Annotated in this window: 10 protein-coding genes and 3 pseudogenes; 9 read left to right on the top strand and 4 right to left on the bottom strand. The window is 39.2% G+C overall.

Annotated features, from left to right (window positions below; genetic code table 11):
• Positions 1–66: 66 nt before the first annotated feature.
• Positions 67–294, top strand: a pseudogene (locus tag I4641_RS16870) (zinc ribbon domain-containing protein); the annotation flags it as partial.
• Positions 295–337: 43 nt separating this feature from the next.
• Here I4641_RS16870 and I4641_RS16865 read toward each other — a convergent pair.
• The gene (locus I4641_RS16865) at positions 338–1,609 is read right to left on the bottom strand and encodes a glycoside hydrolase family protein (protein WP_229641748.1); all 1,272 of its coding nucleotides are present in this window, start codon (positions 1,607–1,609) and stop codon (positions 338–340) included.
• Between the two features lie 168 nt (positions 1,610–1,777).
• Here I4641_RS16865 and I4641_RS16860 point away from each other — a divergent pair, with 168 nt between their 5' ends.
• On the top strand, positions 1,778–3,391 hold the full coding sequence (locus I4641_RS16860; RefSeq protein WP_229641747.1) for a peptide ligase PGM1-related protein: 1,614 nt from the start codon (positions 1,778–1,780) through the stop codon (positions 3,389–3,391).
• A gap of 166 nt (positions 3,392–3,557) precedes the next feature.
• On the top strand, positions 3,558–5,393 hold the full coding sequence (locus I4641_RS16855) for a two-component system response regulator (protein ID WP_229641746.1): 1,836 nt from the start codon (positions 3,558–3,560) through the stop codon (positions 5,391–5,393).
• Here I4641_RS16855 and I4641_RS16850 read toward each other — a convergent pair.
• On the bottom strand, positions 5,390–6,391 hold the full coding sequence (locus I4641_RS16850) for a DMT family transporter (RefSeq protein ID WP_229641745.1): 1,002 nt from the start codon (positions 6,389–6,391) through the stop codon (positions 5,390–5,392). The two genes, I4641_RS16855 and I4641_RS16850, sit on opposite strands and share 4 nt — an antisense overlap.
• A gap of 235 nt (positions 6,392–6,626) precedes the next feature.
• Here I4641_RS16850 and I4641_RS16845 point away from each other — a divergent pair, with 235 nt between their 5' ends.
• Together I4641_RS16845 and I4641_RS16840 are read left to right on the top strand one after the other, a co-directional pair.
• Positions 6,627–8,267, top strand: coding sequence for an NAD(P)H-quinone oxidoreductase subunit 4 (locus I4641_RS16845; RefSeq protein WP_229641744.1), 1,641 nt, complete (start codon positions 6,627–6,629; stop codon positions 8,265–8,267).
• 64 nt (positions 8,268–8,331) lie between these two features.
• Positions 8,332–8,472, top strand: a pseudogene (locus I4641_RS16840) (transposase); the annotation flags it as partial.
• A gap of 131 nt (positions 8,473–8,603) precedes the next feature.
• Here the strand turns inward: I4641_RS16840 and I4641_RS16835 are convergent.
• Complete coding sequence (locus tag I4641_RS16835) at positions 8,604–9,485, bottom strand: sulfotransferase domain-containing protein (RefSeq protein WP_229641743.1); 882 nt, start codon at positions 9,483–9,485, stop codon at positions 8,604–8,606.
• Positions 9,486–9,751: 266 nt separating this feature from the next.
• On the opposite strand from I4641_RS16835, the gene I4641_RS16830 reads away from it, so the two are divergent.
• The 4 genes and pseudogenes from I4641_RS16830 to I4641_RS16815 all read left to right on the top strand — a co-directional run bounded on the left by I4641_RS16830 (position 9,752) and on the right by I4641_RS16815 (position 18,341).
• Positions 9,752–14,794, top strand: coding sequence for a chemotaxis protein CheB (locus tag I4641_RS16830; RefSeq protein WP_229641742.1), 5,043 nt, complete (start codon positions 9,752–9,754; stop codon positions 14,792–14,794).
• Positions 14,795–14,901: 107 nt separating this feature from the next.
• Positions 14,902–15,135 (top strand): annotated as a pseudogene (locus tag I4641_RS16825) (ATP-binding protein); the annotation flags it as partial.
• 505 nt (positions 15,136–15,640) lie between these two features.
• The gene (locus I4641_RS16820) at positions 15,641–17,161 is read left to right on the top strand and encodes a response regulator (protein ID WP_229641740.1); all 1,521 of its coding nucleotides are present in this window, start codon (positions 15,641–15,643) and stop codon (positions 17,159–17,161) included.
• Positions 17,118–18,341: a GAF domain-containing sensor histidine kinase gene (locus I4641_RS16815; RefSeq protein WP_229641739.1), complete on the top strand. Its 1,224-nt coding sequence runs from the start codon at positions 17,118–17,120 to the stop codon at positions 18,339–18,341. Before I4641_RS16820 ends, I4641_RS16815 begins: the two co-directional genes overlap by 44 nt.
• A gap of 67 nt (positions 18,342–18,408) precedes the next feature.
• On the opposite strand, the gene I4641_RS16810 is transcribed toward I4641_RS16815, so the two are convergent.
• On the bottom strand, positions 18,409–19,116 hold the full coding sequence (locus I4641_RS16810) for a GDSL-type esterase/lipase family protein (RefSeq protein WP_229641738.1): 708 nt from the start codon (positions 19,114–19,116) through the stop codon (positions 18,409–18,411).
• Positions 19,117–19,172: the final 56 nt, after the last annotated feature.

Raw genomic sequence — 19,172 nt, 5'->3', positions numbered from 1 at the left:
CCGATCGCTCTTTTTTTCCCCTGATTATAACCTAAACTAGGTGCGTCTAAGCTTAGACAGTTAGGCAAGATAGATCGGTGGTTTCCGTCAACTAAACGATGTCATCCTTGCGGGTACATCATCGACAAGCTACCTCTATCTGTCCGCGAATGGACTTGTCCATCGTGCAGTAGCCATAATTTGAGAGACTATAACAGTTCTCTGAATATTTTAGCCGTCGGGCAGACGGTGTTCGCTTGTGGAGATACCCCTGGCGGGGATGGGTCAAAGACCCATCTAGCTATGTATTGCTGAACCAAGAATCCCCCTAGCGAAGCGTGCTTTAACAGGGGGAGTGTCAATCGATAAATTTCAAAGTAACGTTATTCAATCGATCGCCTAAAACTGGTTCTGTTTTAAGGTCGTTATTTACTCGAATCGTACCGTGAACGTTAGTGATACCTTGTTTTCTAGCTGGGCCATTAGCGAATAGTGGGGGACGACTTTTATTGTCTGTAATTGAAAAATTATTGCCAAAATCAATATTGCAAACTACCCCAGGCTCTAAACTATTTTGAAAATTAATCGGAAAAAACTCGGTTGATTTTGTGGCAGTATTATTCAAAGTAATATTGTCAAAGCTAATCTTGAAGGTGTTTGCAGGATCTTGATGGTCGGATTTGATAAAGACACCATGTTCTCCAGAACTAGCAATATTACAGTTTTTGACATCAATAAAACCTTTTGGCCCATCGGTAAATCCAGGATCGTGTGCGTTAATGGAAATACCATCTTCTCCATTTCCCGTGGAAGTGCAACCATCAAAACTAATACTAATATCCGACACATTACTACCTCGATATCTAGCTAATCCCATTTGAATTCCATTGCGATCGTTATTAATAAACTTATTATTAATCAAGTTAATATTGACTAGCTTTTGCCAATCATGATCGGGTTCGATATCGACTCCTGAAGATGGTTTAGTACCACTACTACCCTGAAAAGTACTATTTTCTACCAAGAGATCCTGCGCGCTCATGATACTCATTCCCAGTCGATGATTATTTTTAGAAAGCACATCGCGAACTACCCCCGAAGAATATTTTCTGACAGGAATTTCATCATTTTCAACTTGACCGTGAGAAATAAAAATACCATCACCCCCCGCATCTTCGAGAGTTAATCCTTCTACTACAAAGTTTCTTGCCCCTCTAAGTACTATGATGTGGCGGAAGGAAGAAGGCTGATATAAATTGGGATTTTGATAGTCAGCTTTACGCATTTTTAAGGTAGCCTTATAGCCAGATAGAGAAACGTTATCTGCCAACACGGTAATCATATTTTCCGTTGTTGCTTGAAAAGCTCCCTCTTGCGCTGCTAGTAATACTCCTGGTTTAAAAACAATTTTTTGGTTGGGTCTTTTGGCATAAATAGTTTCTCCGACCAACCAAGGTTTAGCTGCTTTAGGAATAATAATCGTACTATCCCCCGAATCGATCGCTTTTTGAATATTGGCAGCATTATCTCCTGGTTGCCATTTAACCACCACATCAGCCATGACAGCCCGAGGAAACAAAGAAAGTCCTGCAACTATAGTTAAACAAGAAACTAGATATTTAGATTTCATACACCTTTACCACAACTTCAAATTTGTAATGACATTGTTCCCATTTACCTGAAGAAAGTTATGTTTTCTTTACGTATCAATTCTTAAAACAGAGGAAACATCTGTATTCGTAGCGAGTTACTATAATTACTTGGAGTTACGCCCAAAGTTTAGTTACTTTCTATAGGCATGGTAGACACATTTCAACCGACGGCAGCAGAACGTTTTAGACAGCTACAAAACCAGCTAAGAGAGTGGACAAAATCCCCAGAGGAGGGGCAACTTTGGCAAAGCGTCGACATCTTTGACCGCGATGACTACGATATTTTAGTAATTCCTTCTTTTAGCGTCGATCAAGAGGTAGGGAATAAGGTAGCAGGATTTTTACACTACGAAGAAAGATTGCTATTTTCCCTCATCCGCTTGCGTAACCCCTTAACGCGGGTAATTTATATTACTGCTTTGCCTTTGTGTCCGATCGTAATTGACTATTATCTACAGTTATTACCAGGAATTCCATTTTCCCATGCTCGCGATCGCCTATTGTTGATTAGTACCTATGATGGTTCTCTCAAACCCTTAACCCAAAAGATTTTAGAGCGTCCTCGACTAGTGGAAAAAATTCGTCGCGCCCTGCGTCCGAATAAATCATATATGGTTTGTTATAATTCCACCCACCTGGAACAAAAACTATCTCTAACTCTGGGTATTCCCTTGTTAGCAGCTTCTCCTGAAGTACTATATTGGGGTTCAAAAAGTGGTAGTAGAGAAATCTTTGCCGAAGCCAAGATTCCCCATCCTGATGGTAGCTATACAGTAGAGAATATCTTCGATCTAGTCCAAGAATTACTGAATTTGTGGCAAAGACAACCCGACTTGCAAAGAATTGTGGTTAAGCTGAACGAAGGCTTTTCAGGGGAAGGCAATGCTATACTCGACCTCAGACCAATTCAAGATAGTATTCCCGATCTATGCGATCGCGAGAAAACAATTAATGCTTTAAACAAACAGCTAGAATGTATGAGTTTTCAGGGGGCGGGAGAAACTTGGTCGACTTTTTCGGCACGCATCCCCGAATTAGGGGCAATTGTGGAAGCTTTTGTAGAAGGAGATATTAAGCGATCTCCTAGCGTACAGGGTTATATTAGACCATCGGGGGAAGTGGAAATTGTCTCCACTCACGATCAAATTTTAGGCGGTGCAGACGGACAAGTATACGAAGGTTGCTATTTTCCCGCCGATGCCAGCTATCGCTACCAATTGCAAGAATTGGGTTTAAAAGTAGGGGAAGTTCTCGCATCCAAAGGAGCGATCGAGCGTTATAGTGTTGATTTTATTGCGGTACAACAGCCAGATCAGCAATGGGATATTCAGGCGATCGAAATCAATCTGCGCAAAGGAGGGACAACTCACCCCTTTATGACCTTAAGACTGTTGACTAACGGTACATTTGATTACGATACGGGCAAGTTTTTGAGCCAACAAAATCAAGAAAAACATTATATTGCTACGGATAATCTCCAAAAGGATCGCTATCGAGGACTTTTACCCAACGATTTGATGGATATTATTGCTCAAGAAAGACTGCATTTTGATAGTAGCAGTCGGACTGGTACGGTGTTTCATCTCATGGGTGCATTATCGGAATTTGGCAAACTTGGTTTGACGAGTATTGGTAATTCTCTTGAAGAAGCACAGGAGATATACGATCGCGTCGAGGCAGTATTAGATCGAGAAACAGAGATTGTCACGCCAGATGATTGCGTTCAAGATACGACTCTACCGATTAACTGGAGTCAATAATATCGCGTAAATTAATTTAATTAAATACTTTTAAGAGATTTCTGGGAACACTTTAGTAACTAAGGATTATAACTAGGGTAAGAAAATAATGCTTGGCAAGCATGACAATCAATGTTGTCAATTTTGATTTCGACGTAATTTTAGAACTTACTGCTTAACTATTGCCATGAATCAACCATCTCAGGAATTGTCTTATAAAATTCTGATCGTAGATGATGTCCCTGATAATCTGCGATTTTTATCCACAACCCTTTCCCAACATGGCTATCAAGTACGCTGTGCTATAAATAGTGCGATCGCTTTGATGGGCGCGCGTAACGATCTGCCCCATTTAATTCTCTTAGATATTAATATGCCTGACTTGAATGGTTATCAAGTCTGCCAACAACTCAAAGCAGATCCCATAACCAGTTCGATTCCCGTGATTTTTCTCAGCGCGCAAGATGACATTCAAGGTAAGATCAAAGCCTTTACCAGTGGTGGTGTAGATTTTATTGGTAAACCCTTTCAAGTTGAAGAAGTCTTAGTTCGCGTTAAAAATCAACTAGAATTACAGGCAGCCAATGCCAAAATCCAAACTTTCAATCAAGAATTAGAGCAAAGAGTCAAAGAGCGTACATTCCAACTAGAATCAGCAAATCACATCCTCCAACAAGAAATTGTACAACGCCATCGCCTAGAACAAAAACTACGTCACGATGCCCTCCACGATAGTCTGACAGGATTGCCTAACCGCAACTTGTTTATGGAACAGTTGGCAAAATGCTTGCAAAATACGGTAGATTGCCCAGAACGACAATTTGCTGTTTTATTTATCGATTTAGATCGTTTCAAAATTATTAACGATAGCTTGGGGCATTTGGCAGGAGATAAATTATTAATTAGTTGCGCCCAAAAACTACAAGAATGCGTATCCAAGAAAAATGCGATCGCCAGACTGGGAGGAGATGAGTTTACTATTCTTTTAAAAGATATTGATGATGTCAATGATGCCGTTGTGGTAGCCGATAAAATTCTCCAAGAATTTGCCATTCCCTTCAATCTTGGCAACCGCAATTTAATGATTACTGTCAGTATTGGTATTGCGATCGGCAATAGGGAGTATCATCAAGAAATAGATCTACTCCGCGATGCGGATACCGCACTATATCGAGCCAAAGAATTGGGCAAGGCGAGATATGAAATTTTCAACCAGCAAATGTATCTTGATGCCATGAGTCGTTTGGAATTAGAAAACGAACTCCGACAAGCCATATTTCATCAAGAACTAGTTCTCTACTATCAACCTATTTATTCTCTGAGTAATCTTAAATTAATTGGCTTTGAAGCTTTAGTAAGGTGGCAACATCCAGAACGAGGTATTGTTTCCCCCGATAATTTTATTCCTCTGGCAGAAGAAACGGGTTTAATTGTTGCTTTAGGACAATGGGTGATGGATCAAGCTTGTCAGCAACTGAAAATTTGGCAAGATAAACTACCCCCTGCAACATCTCTCACTATGAGTATTAATGTTGCTGGAGAACAACTACACGATCGCAATTTTCTTCAGATTGTCGATCGCATCATCGATCGAACTCAAGTTGACTCTCAATATCTCAAATTTGAAATAACCGAAAGTATGCTGATAGAAGATACGGAACAATTAATCGAAGTAATGCACCAAATTAAAAATCGCCAAATACAGCTTTCTCTTGATGACTTTGGCACTGGTTATTCTTCCCTTAGTTATCTTCCTCAATTCCCCATAGACGTTCTCAAAATAGATCGTTCTTTTGTCAACGCCATGAATGTCGAACGACAAAACTTAGAAATTATTAAAACTATTATTACTCTGGCTCAAGTTTTAAATATGAAAATAATTGCCGAAGGAATTGAAACTGATGTTCAAGCCACAACTTTAAACTCTCTAAACGTAGAATTTGGTCAAGGATTTTTATTTTCTCAACCCCTAACCGCCGAACAAGCAGAAACAATCGTGATAGAACTGACTCACAAAAGTTAAATCCCCTTAAATCCAACTTTTTTATCCATTTCTTTTTCATCTACAGAATTATTTTGACGTGCTGCACCTATTTGATTGAAGATAATACCCAAAATAATTACACTACCACCAATATAATGAGCCATTGTAGGAACTTCCCCCAAGATTAGAAAGGAAAAAACAATCCCTGCAATCGGACTGATCGAACTTGCTAAAGATACATCCGCAGCCCCTGTAGTCTTCAAACCTCTAAACCAAGCTAGTTGTCCCCCTACGACAATCACCCCACCATACAACAACATCCATTGCCAGATTATAGGTGTGAAAACATCCATAAAATGACCGATACCATAAAGTTTAGCCGTTAGAGAAAAGAAAATCACCGTACCAACGGTAGTCCGAAAAATAGTAAAAATTCCTAAAGGAATACTATTTAGTCTAATTTTGCTAATGATGCTAGATATAGCTACAGCGATCGCACCTACCGCAGTCATCAATTCTCCCTGACCAATATTAAAACCTCCCATTGCCATCATGTTACTCTCGGTGGGCTGCAATAAAATAGTGAGAATTACCCCCACAAAAGCTAACATTGCACCAATGACAATCTGTTGGTTAACTCTTGCTTTCAAAATCAAGACTGATAAAGCCAGAGTGATTGGCGGTTCAATTCTACCAATCAAGACTACATTATTTACTGCCGTCTGTTCTAAAGCAAAGAAAAACATAGCTGGTGCTAATGCACCCGATAAACCCGCTACCGCCAACATCCCGATCCAGTCCATTATTGAAAGTCGACTGAGGGAGTTTGAATTCCATTCCTTGCCATAAATAGCAATTAAAGCTAACAAAGCACAAAGATTGCCCACAAACAAGACATTACAAAAGGAAATCGGATTTCTGCCGTCAATTAAATTATTCGCACCTAATTCTGTCAGTCTTCGTGTAACTGAATTAGAAGCAGCAAAAATTAAAACTGCTATTAATAGATAGCCTCTTCCTGGTATTTTATTCAACATAAACTATCATTACTGTTGTAATTTTGAATATTTTGAGATTGTAGACCTATTGATCGCGCAAATATACTTATAAGACTTGCGATCGCAAAATGATTTTAGTTTGAGATCGATTACAAATAGATAATTATGAATAGTTTATATTTGTTTATTTTGATTTATAATAACAATATTTTTTTTACAAAACTTAATATATAATACTGTTATTAACAGTTAAATTTATCAGCAAAATTTTACAATGGTAGCTTCATTTCCCTGGCTTACCGCGATTATCTTATTTCCCTTGCTAGCTGCTCTAGCAATACCTCTGATTCCCGACAAGGAAGGTAAGACCGTTCGTTGGTACGCTCTAATTGTCGGTATTGCAGATTTTATATTAATGGGTTACGCATTCTGGAATAATTATGATTCTAGCAATGCTCAGTTTCAGTTAACCGAAACCTATAATTGGATTCCCCAGTTAGGGGTTAGCTGGACAGTATCAGTAGACGGTATATCTGCTCCTTTAGTTTTGCTGGCAGGATTCGTCACTACTCTAGCAATGCTGTCTGCTTGGCAAGTCGATCGCAAACCACGCTTGTTTTATTTCTTAATGTTGCTGCTATATTCTGCCCAAATTGGAGTATTTGTAGCGCAAGACTTATTATTATTCTTCGTTATGTGGGAACTAGAATTAGTTCCTGTATATTTGTTAGTCTCTATATGGGGTGGTTCAAAACGTCGTTATGCAGCCACCAAATTCTTACTCTATACCGCAGCAGCTTCTATATTTATCCTCGTTGCAGGATTGGGTATGGCTTTCTATGGTGATAATCTCACTTTTGATATGGCTGCATTGGCACTCAAAGATTATCCTCTAGGTTTAGAAATACCTCTTTATGCGGGGTTACTCATTGCTTTTGGCGTAAAACTAGCAATTTTCCCTCTACATACTTGGTTGCCCGATGCTCACGGCGAAGCTTCTGCTCCCGTATCAATGATTTTGGCTGGTGTATTGCTTAAAATGGGTGGTTATGGTCTAATTCGCCTCAACATGGGCTTATTGACCGATGCCCACATTTACTTTGCTCCAGTTTTAGCCACCTTGGGAGTAATTAATATTATTTACGGTGCTTTTAGCTCTTTTGGTCAAACCAATATGAAACGCCGTTTGGCATATTCTTCAGTTTCCCATATGGGATTCGTCTTGTTGGGAATCGCATCCTTTACCGATATTGGTACTAGTGGCGCGGTATTACAGATGTTATCTCATGGTTTAATTGCGTCATTACTTTTCTTCCTAACTGGAGTAACCTACGATCGCACTCACACTTTGTTTATGGATCGGATGGATGGTATTGCAGTAGTAATGCCTAAAGTATTCGCTCTGTTTACCGCAGGTGCCATGGCTTCTCTCGCTCTTCCTGGAATGAGTGGTTTTGCTAGTGAAATCGCTGTATTTGTTGGGTTTACTAGCAATGATATTTATAACCCTACTTTTTCGACAGTGCTTGTATTTCTAGCTGCGGTAGGGATCATCATGACTCCTATCTATTTACTATCGATGCTAAGATTAGTTTTCTTCAACTCTAATGAAGCATTAGCTTGCGATATTGACATAATTAAAACCACAAAACCTACTAATGAAGTCGCAGTTTGTTTTGGGAATAGCTGTGTACTACCTGGAGAAGCTCCTTTTGAAGATGCCACACCCAGAGAAATATTTATTGCAGCCTGTTTCTTAGTATTAATTGTAGGTATTGGTATTTATCCCAAACTTGCAACTCAAATGTATGACTCGACTACAGTAGCAATTAATGCTAATGTTCGTCATTCCCAAACCATTATTGCTCAACAGCAACACATTACTTTGGCTCAAGCGACAATCGTTCAAAAGTAAATCATAAAAGTCAAAAAAAGAAAGACTGACATTAAACTTTAATTAAAGTTTAATGTCAGTCTTTATGCAATTTCTAGAAAGCTTTTCAGATCGACAAACAGCAGATGCAGTCAGGGGAAGAATTGATTGGAAATACGCTCTATCTCTAGAATTAGAAGATGATGGGTTTAATTTTTCGGTTCTGAGTGAATTTCGCGATCGCCTGAAAATGTGATTTTTGAATTCGCCAACAGTATCCCAACCTTCTATTTCCGCCTTGTAAGGTGGATAAAGCAAACAATTTAATCACTTCTTGATCGATTGAATATTGCTCACCACCAAGATATTTATTACTTATTACTTATTTTTGTTCCAACCATAATCTTCTCCCATAAATTCATATAGTGCTTCATTATGAGTTTTAAAATAATCATTGAGATACTCATAAACATGAGGTTCAAATTTCTTCTTGTTAGGTGCAGAATTAGGTACAGTCAAATTTTTAACTTTAAAAGTTGGATCTACGCCAATAAAATCAAATACACGCTTTAGAGCAGCTTCAGTTTGAGTAAACAGATCGTTACTATTGAATATCAGCATTTGCTCCCTAGGAAAATACTCTAGATATCTTTCTATCTGCTCTCGATAAAGACCACGACTTTTATAAGAATATTCAATAAAAGCTCTACTTTTATAATTTTGGGCTTCAATTACAGGCTTTAGTCTTGCTTCTTCTGCCTGTAAAGCTTCATAACAAGGCAAAGGATCCCAATTTCTTCTAGCTCCATGCAAATAGTGAGAAATAGCTCTTTTTGTCGGATTTCTTAATAAGATAATCAGTTTAGCATTAGGTAGAGTTTCAAAAATACGTTTGGGTGCTAAAGGATTAAAAAGATACGCTGGAGTTGCTTCAAATACCTTAGTACCAGGAGCTAGTTTTTTTTGTTTGGCAAAATGGGCGCGATACCAATATTCTCCTTTCGCAAAAGTATCTACTTGAGGATTTTTTCCACCATCAAAAAAGTGAACTTCTTTGGGAATAGAAAGAAACGTTTCAGGATGTTCATATAAATAATAAGAAAGACTTGTCGTTCCTGCCTTCATTGCCCCTAGAATAATAAAGTCGGGCAAAGCACGTTCGGCAGAAGTTACGCGATTATAAGGCCAAGCTAATCTAGTTTTTGTTTTGTATAGTTTGGGGCCAACTGCTTGTCTGAGTTGTAATGGTAAAGAAAACAAAATATCACCTACTAATTTAATATCTAACTGTTTGATTGTGTGAATTACAAATATAATTAGTATTGTAAGAGCAATATTTTAATATATTTCTAATTTAGATATAAATACGTATGTTTATATTGTGCACATCACTGATGGTCAACTTTTCAAAAAGTCAAACAGTATAAATATCTAGGGGCAAATAATTACAAAATAATTATATTTTTGATTATTAGTAAAATAAAGAATACGATATAATCTATAACCGCTACTTTGTAACAGTTTGTATGTCCGAAAACGATAATGATACTAATTCTGACCTCTCACAACAGGAACAAAGAAAATTTGTGGTCGGTATTGGTGCATCTGCAGGGGGATTACGCGCTTTAGAAGAGTTTTTCGAGCATATGCCAACGGATAGCGGGGCAGCCTTCGTGGTAATTCAGCATCTTTCACCAGATTTCAAAAGTTTGATGAAGGAATTGCTCGGACGACGTACCCGTATGGCAATTTATCGAGTTACAGAAGGGATGGAGTTAGAGCCAAATTCTATCTATCTGATTCCTCCTGGTAAAAATCTAGTTTTAGATCGACAAAAGCTTCATTTATTAGAACAGGAAGAAAGAAACCGCCACGGACTAAATTTTCCTATTGATATTTTCTTAGAATCTTTAGCTAAGAACATTGTGGAAAAAGCTATTGGCGTAATTTTATCGGGGACGGGTAGCGATGGTACAAATGGTTTAAGGGCAATTAATGAAGCTGGTGGTTTTGCTATGGTGCAAGAACCAGAAACGGCTGAATTTGATGGCATGCCCCGTACTGCGATCGCCACAGGAGTTATAGATCGAGTTTTACCGCCACCAGAATTAGCTCAGACAATTAATCAGCTAGTTCGTTCGCCTAATTCTCTGGATAAAGGTAATAAATATCGCAGCGATCTGCTCGATGTCGATACCTTGCAACACATTGCTAAAGTTCTTGCACAGCACGATCAAACTGATTTTTCCCACTATAAAACTAGTACTCTTTCTCGACGCATCCATCGCCGTTACTTAATTAGTGGCTGTAATAATCTCGACGAGTTTATTCAACTACTGGAAAATTCTGCCGAAGAGCGAGCAATTCTTCGACACGATTTGCTGATTAGCGTCACCCACTTTTTTCGCGATCGCCAAGCCTGGGATTTTTTGGAGACTGAGGTAATTCCCGACTTAATTGCTAAAGCCGAACCCCATGAGGAACTGCGCTGTTGGGTAACGGCTTGTGCCACGGGAGAAGAAGCTTATTCCCTAGCGATCTTGCTAGAAGAAGCGATCTCACTATCGAAGAAACCAGTTCGGTTCAAAATCTTTGCCACGGATATTGATAAATCGGCATTGGAAAAAGCTACTCAGGGTATTTATCCTCAAACGATTTCTAAAGATATCAATCCTGAACGATTGGAACGTTATTTCGTGCGGAAAGATAATTCCCTCCAGATAATTCGCAAAATTAGGGAAAAGCTGTTATTTGCTCCCCACGACATCACCAAAGATGCTGGTTTTACCCGCATGAACTTGATTAGCTGTCGCAACGTGCTAATTTATCTACAGTCAAATTTACAGCAGCAGGTATTACGTAATCTCCATTTTTCCTTGGCATCTAAAGGAATTTTATTCTTGGGCGAAGCAGAAACTCTAGGGTATATTGAGCCTGAATTTCAAGCTTTAGATAAGAAGAACAAAATCTATCAAAAACGTCGGGATGTTCGTCTAAATGTTCCAGTCAAGGGTATGAGCAAAATTTCTCGCCAGCTTCTGCCCTTTGTGACTTGTAAGCCCAGCTCGGAAAATAGACTTGAACCGATGCTGGATGTAGCTTTTAGTTATGTTCTCCAGAAAAACAACGCTACCTGCCTGTTAGTCGATCGCGAACATAAATTATTTCATGCCTTTAACGATAATATCAGTATCCTCAAAGTACCTTTTGGTAGAACGACTACAGATATCACTAAAATGATTGTTGCCGATCTGCAACTGCCTCTAATTACCGCCCTCCATCGTGCCAAACGAGAGCGATCGCCCGTATCCTATCTCGGTATTAAAATGGAGCGAGAGCAACGGGAATGTAATTTTAAGCTGGAAGTTGTTTATCACGAAAGTAATAAACTAGCCGATGACTTTTTTTTTATTGTTATCCAAGAAGATCAAACTCGACACCCTCAGACTGCGGGGGAAAGGTTTGAAGCTGATGCCGAAGCCTCCCAACGAATTATGGAGTTGGAATACGAGCTACAGCAAACTCGCGAAAATCTTCAGGCGGTAATTGAAGAGTTAGAGACTACTAACGAAGAACAACAGGCAACTAATGAAGAGTTAACGGCTTCCAATGAAGAGTTGCAAAGCACTAACGAAGAACTTCATTCCGTTAATGAAGAACTATACACTGTTAATGCGGAATATCAGTCAAAAATCGGGGAATTAACCGAATTAAACAACGATGTCGATAATTTACTCCGTAGTACGGATATTGGTGTGGTATTTCTTGATCGCAATTTAAAGATTCGCAAATTTACCCCCGCAGCTACCGTCGCCATCAACCTAGTAGAAGCAGATATTTATCGTCCCCTCAAACACATTACTCACAATCTCGACTGTCCCAATTTACATGAACTACTCCAAGTAGCGATCGACACCCAACAGGTTGTGGATAAAGAGGTCAAGCTATTAGAAAAAGATTTTCACTTGTTAATGCGGATCAATCCCTATCTTTTAGAAGACGGACAGTTAGATGGAGTGGTGATTTCTTTTATTGATATTGACGAACTTAAAACCATTCAACATCAAATTCACCTAGTCAATCAAGAACTAAAAGCCTCTCAATTCGAGCTACGTCAGCTCAATCAAGACCTAGAAGAGAGAGTAGAAGAGCGCACCAAAGCTCTCCAAAAATCAGAAGCCAGATTGCGGGCAATTTTATCCACTACCTCTTCAATCATCTATCTTAAGGACATTAACGGGCGTTATCTGTTAGTTAACAGACAGTATTTAGAGTCGTTTAATCTAACTGAAGCTGATATTTTAGGGAAGAGCGATCGCGATATCTTTCCCCCCGAGGTTGCAGAAATAGTCCTGAATAACGATCGCCAAGTATTAACTACCAAATCGGTTTTAAACTTTGAAGAATCAGCGACTCTCCCTGATGGCAGCCTACATACTTATATTTCCATTAAAGCACCCCTAATTGACGAGCAAGGGGAAGTTTATGCCCTCTGTGGTATCTCTACCAATATCAGCCAACAAAAAGAAACCGAAGCAGAATTAAGAGCTAGCGCAGCTAGAGAAAGAACTATTCTCAATGTTGTCGAAAAAATTCGTGAAACTTTAGATCTAGACGAAATATTTCAGGTAACAACGGCAAATATCCACGAAACTTTAAAATGCGATCGCGTTGCTCTTTACCAATTCAATTCCGACTGGAGTGGTCAATTTGTAGCCGAATCAATAACGGATAGTTGTTCTCCCTTAAAAGATATCCAATTAGATGATAGTTGGACTGATACCTGCCTGCGGGAAACAGAAGGCGGTAGATATCAAGCCCGTGAAACCTTCGCCATCGCAGATATAGCCGAGGCACAATTTACTGATTGTCACCGCGAACTTTACGAACGCTTGGGGGTTAAAACCTTTTGTATTGCACCGATTTTTCAAAACGATCGACTGTGGGGATTACTAGCAGCATACCAAAACCAAAAACCTCGCCAGTGGAAAGAAGGAGAAATGCGCCTTTTGACCCAAACTGGTATTCAGTTAGGTATTTCGATCGCTCAGGTGGATTTGTTCGCTCAACTGCAAAATCAATCATTGCAGCTACAACAAGCCAAGGAAGCTGCGGAAACTGCTAACCAGGCTAAAAGTGCCTTTATTGCCCATACCAGCCATGAATTGCGGACTCCTCTCAATGCTATTTTAGGCTTTGCTCAAATTCTGCGCCGAGAAACAGATTTCACTGCCAAACAACAGCGGGGAGTTGAAGTGATTCAGCGATCGGGTCAACATTTACTTACCCTAATTAATGATATTCTCTACATCGCTAAAATCGAAGCAGGAAAGCTCAATTTAGAGTTTACCGATTTTATCTTGTCTTCCTTTTTAGATAACTTAAAGGCAATGATTCAGATTCGCTGTCAGCAAAAGGGCATTGAATTAGAGCATCTGATTCTTTCGGATCTGCCGACGGTAGTAAGGGGAGATGAAACTCGTCTGCGCCAACTCTTACTAAATTTGCTGAGTAACGCGGTCAAGTTTACCCCTAAAGGTAAAATCTCTTTTAGCGTCGGTTATGTCCGCGATTTTTCTGGGGATCAAGGAGGTAATAACAATAAAGTTCGCTTTCACGTTGCCGATACAGGAATCGGCATACCTGAAGATCGACTGGCAGAAATCTTTTTACCCTTTCAGCAATTAGATTGCGATCGCACTTCTCAAGAAGGAACGGGATTGGGTTTGAGCATCAGTCAAAGTATTGCTCAACAAATGGACAGTGAAATTCAGGTGCGGAGTACTTTGGGGAAAGGGAGCGAATTTTGGTTCGATATCGATTTTCCTCATGTAGAATATTCTCTAGAGTCCACAGTTAATAATAATCATCATCTCGATATTACAGGCTATGAAGGGAAAAGGCGCACTATTCTAGTCGTAGACGATCTAGAAAACAATCGGGAAGTTCTAGTTAACTTTCTGACTCCTTTAGGTTTTGATGTTATTGAAGCCGCTTCGGGGACAGAAGCGATCGCCAAAATTAAAGAACACAACCCCGACTTAGTACTCTTGGATTTAGTCATGCCCGAACTCGATGGCTTGGCAGTAACTAACCTCCTGAGACAAGAAGCAACTTGGCAAGATTTACCGATCATTGTTGTATCTGCTAGTACCCTCCCTGCGGATGAATCCCAATGTTATTTAGCGGGGGCAAATGCTTTTTTGGCAAAACCTCTGAATTTAGCCCAACTGTTAAGGCTTTTAGAGCAACATCTCCCATTAAAATGGATAACTCAAGATGCTCAAAGAGGATCTCAATCAGCAAGACAGTCTCTTAATTCAGATGGAGATAGCAAAGCGCAAGCCGATTCTAAGTTAAAAGCGATCGCCATTCCCACCACAGAAGAATTAAACCACCTTCTAGAATTGTCAATGGAAGGAGAAATTAGAGAAGTATTATCTCAAATCGATCGTTGGCAAAGCGATCGACTTAATTTAATTCCTTTTATTCAGGAAATACGTCCCCTAGTTGAAAATTGTCGGCTGAAAAAATTGAAAGAATTGCTTAAGCAGTATCTTGCTGATTAGTATCGTTAAAACTACTTTAATTGGTCATAATTAAGTCATTGAGTAGCATAGGTCAGCCACTAGCATTTGAGGGGGCGTATTTGATGAGAGCAGGTGAAGAATTAGCACCGACTATCAAAGTTGAACGTTTTATTGATGAATATCGCTCTCGCAATGAAAAACTTGCAGATATAATGAGGCGTTTTAATATTTGTGAGGAAAAAGGTAGTGGAATTGACAAAGTAATTGATGCCGCAGAAACTTACCAATTACCAGCACCAGATTTTAGAGTGGGAGAAACCCCTACTACAGCTATTCTATTTGCTCATCAAGACTTTTCTGATATGAGTAAATCAGATCGCACTTGATTCCCCTAAATCGCTCACAAAAGTGTATAAAAGCAAATCTATTTTTGAGGCTGTACGATAGTAAAACCTTTAATTTACAAGCATTAGAGTGTATAAAAGCAAATCGACTTCGTACTTTGGCTGAGAAAATGCGATCTCACTTGATTTCTTCAACTTGCTCAAAAAACTGTACAAGAACAAGTTTTTTTGGTGCTGATGCGCAGAAAAAGCGATCGCAAAGTAAAATTTATCATCATGCTTATCGGGACTTTGACAAAAAACAAGGTTCAAAAAAGGGTGAAAGCCTTGCCAGACTAGAAATAATCAATATCACATTGCTTTATATTTTTGATTATTAAAATTTTCTTTTGTTTCATTTCTTTGTGTGTACTTTTTTATAAGCAGACATAATGCTTACTAAAATATTAAGAAAAGCAGACATACTAAAGATCAAAAGCAAATTTTGATTTGACTACTTATTTATGCGCGATCGCTATCTTTATCGTTTATGATCGAAGGCTTGTCATTAAATACTAAATCGAAAGCAATCTTAATCGTAGACGATGCACCTGATAACTTATTAATGTTATTTTCCTATTTGGAAGACAAGGGTTATCGAATTTTGCTAGCAGAAGATGGTGAAACTGGATTGCAGATTGCCAGATCTAAATCTCCAGACTTGATTTTATTAGATGTATTGATGCCTGATATTGATGGCTTTGAAACCTGTCGTCGTCTCAAAGCCGAAGCTGGTACGAAAGATATACCCGTAATTTTTTTAACTGCTCTGTCAGAGAAGGTTAACAAAGTGCAGGGATTTAAGTTGGGAGGAGTGGACTATATTACCAAGCCAAGCGAACAAGAAGAGGTATTAGTTCGTATCCAAACCCACCTAAATCTGCGTCAGATGCGCCAGGATTTAGATCGGCAAAATCGCGAACAGCAAAGGGCTTTGGAGTTTGAAGCTTTGCTGCGTCAGGTCACGGATAAGCTGCGGGATAGTTTAGATGAAAAGCAAATCTTAGCTACTGCTACTCAACAGTTAGCAGAGGTTCTAGATCTCCAAAGCTGCCAAATTGAACTTTACGACTCAGAGCAGGTAATTGCCACGATTCAATACGAACACAGCCTTAGTTTGCCTCTATCTCAGGGAATCAGCCGAAAAGTTGAGGATCGTCCCGAACTTTACGAGCAGCTATTACAAAAAAATCCAATTCAACTGGTTGAAAAAACTCCTGAATTTAATCCTCAAGGAATCCAGGTTACTCGTCTAGCCTGTCCGATCTTTGATGAGAGGGGAATCATTGGTAATCTGTGGGGACTCAGACCGCCAACAGATATTTTTACTGATATAGAGATAAGCCTGATGCAGCAGGTGGCTTCCCAATGTGCGATCGCCATTCGTCAGGCTCGTTTATATCGTGCTGCCAAATTACAGGTAGCAGAATTAAAGAGAATCAATAATTTGAAAGATGATTTTCTCAAGACCATTTCCCACGAACTACGGACACCTTTGACTAATATCGGCATGGGTGCAGACACCCTCAAAATGCTGTTTGAACTACTACCCAATTGGCAGCAGCAACATTTTGATGCTGCTTCAGAATCCCTAGAAATATTAGAAGCAGGGTACGAAAGAGAGATCAAGTTAGTTAACGATCTTTTGGAGTTGGTTCATTTAGATGCCCGCAACGAACCTGTAAAAGTCGAACTAGTAGATCTCAATTGGTTAATTACTTATGTCGTTCAGCTATTTACCCACCGAACAAAACAGCACCAGCAGCAGCTAAAAATCGATTTACCATTAGATTTATCTAGAATTGAAACTAATCCTGATATCCTCGAACGCATTTTAACCGAGCTGCTAAATAACGCTTGTAAGTACACTCCTGAAAAGGAAAGCATCCAGGTAAGTATAGAAACAGATGCTCAAGCACTAAAGCTAATCATAGCTAATTCTGGGGTTACACTAAGCGATCTTGAATTAGAGCGTATTTTTGATAATTTTTGCGGTGGTGCGTCGTGCTACCGAAAAAATTAGAGACAGCCTTGATGAAAAACAAATACTAGAAACTGCTACTCAAGAATTAGCAGAGGTTCTCGATCTTAGTAGCTGCCAAATTGAGCTTTATGACTCAGAGCAAAAAACTGCCACTATTGCCTACGAACACACTATCACTTTACCTAAGAGTCAGGGAGTCAGTAGAGACATAACAGAGTTTCCTGAACTTTACCAGCAACTTTTACAAAAAAAACCTCTGCAATTAGTCGAACCTGTTCCCGAATTCAATCCCCAAGGAATTCAGGTAAATCGCTTGGCTTGCCCAATTTTTGACGACCGTGGCGGTATTATTGGCAATCTTTGGGGACTTCGACCGCCAACAGAAGTGTTTTCAAACATAGAAATTCGACTGATGCAGCAGGTAGCTGCTCAATGTGCGATCGCTATCCGTCAAGCCCGACTCCATCAAGCTGCCAATCAGCAAGTAGAAGAACTAGCCAAGCTCAACCAGCTTAAGGACGACTTCCTGAAAACTATTTCCCATGAATTAAAAGCTCCAGTCAGCAGTATTCGACTTGCTGTTGAAACAATGGAAACCTTGATTAATAATAAGCAAAATCTAGGAAGGTCTAAAACATTTAAACGAGTTATCCAGATTTTTTATGACTCATGCGATCGACAAAAGCAACTAGTCGATGATTTATTAACTCTTTGCTACATAGATGCCAAAGCCAAAACTGTAGAACTGGAACTAATCGATCTTCACCTTTGGATTCCCGATCTGACCCAGCTATACTTGCAACGCACTCAAAGCCAAAACCAGCAATTAATCCTTGATTTAGCAGCAGAAAAATTGGAAATTGCAGCTGATCCTATGATTTTAGAACGAATTGTTCGAGAATTTCTGCATAATGCCTGTAAATATACTCCAGCAGACCAAATAATTACAATTCAAACCGAAGCCAATGAATCAGACATTTCTCTTTGCGTTATTAATACTGGGGTAGAAATTCCTGTAGAAGAACAGGAATTAATTTTCGATCAATTCTATCGCATTCCCAATAACGATCCTTGGAAGCACGGTGGTACGGGGTTAGGATTGACGTTAGTCCAAAAATTAGCAACAATGCTGGAAGCCACTGTTGATGTTAAAAGTCAGAATAAACAGACTGTTTTTTGTATCAGATTTCCCAAAAAATCTGCCAGGCCTCAAGGATAAATCTTTTAGAAAGCTTTAAATAAACTAAATAATAGATAAATCCTGAATAAATTAGCGATCGCCGATATCAGTAATTTAATTGCCACGCCATAATATCAGAAAACAAAGTTTGATAGCCCGATACATTGGGATGTAAACCATCTTTGCCTAACTGGGTATTAATCCAACTCGTTCCTCTAGACAACCAAAGATCGAAAATATCTAAATAGGGAATATCTCTTTGCTGACAAGCTTGTAAAGTGGCTTCTTTATAACGATATTGATCGAAGTGATTGTAATAAAGACAATCGAGAAAAGGCATCTTAGTCTCATCAACGGGAGTCATACCAATAAATAATACTGGACAAAGATTCTGCGCCACATCTAGCAAATGATTTATCTGTTGCTTAAATTCATCAAAATCGCTTAAAAGCTTGCCCTCAACCTTGCCTATCCTAGCGGAATCATTGACCCCAACAGACAGCAAAATTAAATCTGGAACGCGATTTCTGAGTTCTCCACGACGGTTAAACTCTTCTTCTAAACGTTGAGCGACTTGAGCAGTGCGATCGCCTCTTACCCCTAAGTTATACAATACATGACCAGCTCCATCAGGAGACATCCACTGACGACGTAACCTCTCTACCCAACCTCCGCCAACATAATCCCCATAACCGTAGATTAGACTGTCGCCTAAAGCAATTACTCTTAATGGCTGACGTAGTTTTAATTTTTCTTGAAAAACGCGATCGTTATTAGTAGTAAAGGTGGAATTCGGAGAAAGGATAGCTTGCATAAACCGAATACTATAGAAATATTCTATATAAAAATTTATATTTAGCAACAATCATA

Source organism: Waterburya agarophytonicola KI4 (assembly GCF_020640915.1).
GTDB lineage: Bacteria > Cyanobacteriota > Cyanobacteriia > Cyanobacteriales > Xenococcaceae > Waterburya > Waterburya agarophytonicola.
The sequence above is the reverse complement of the archived record's forward strand: the minus strand, read 5'-3'. Positions and strand labels throughout refer to the sequence as shown.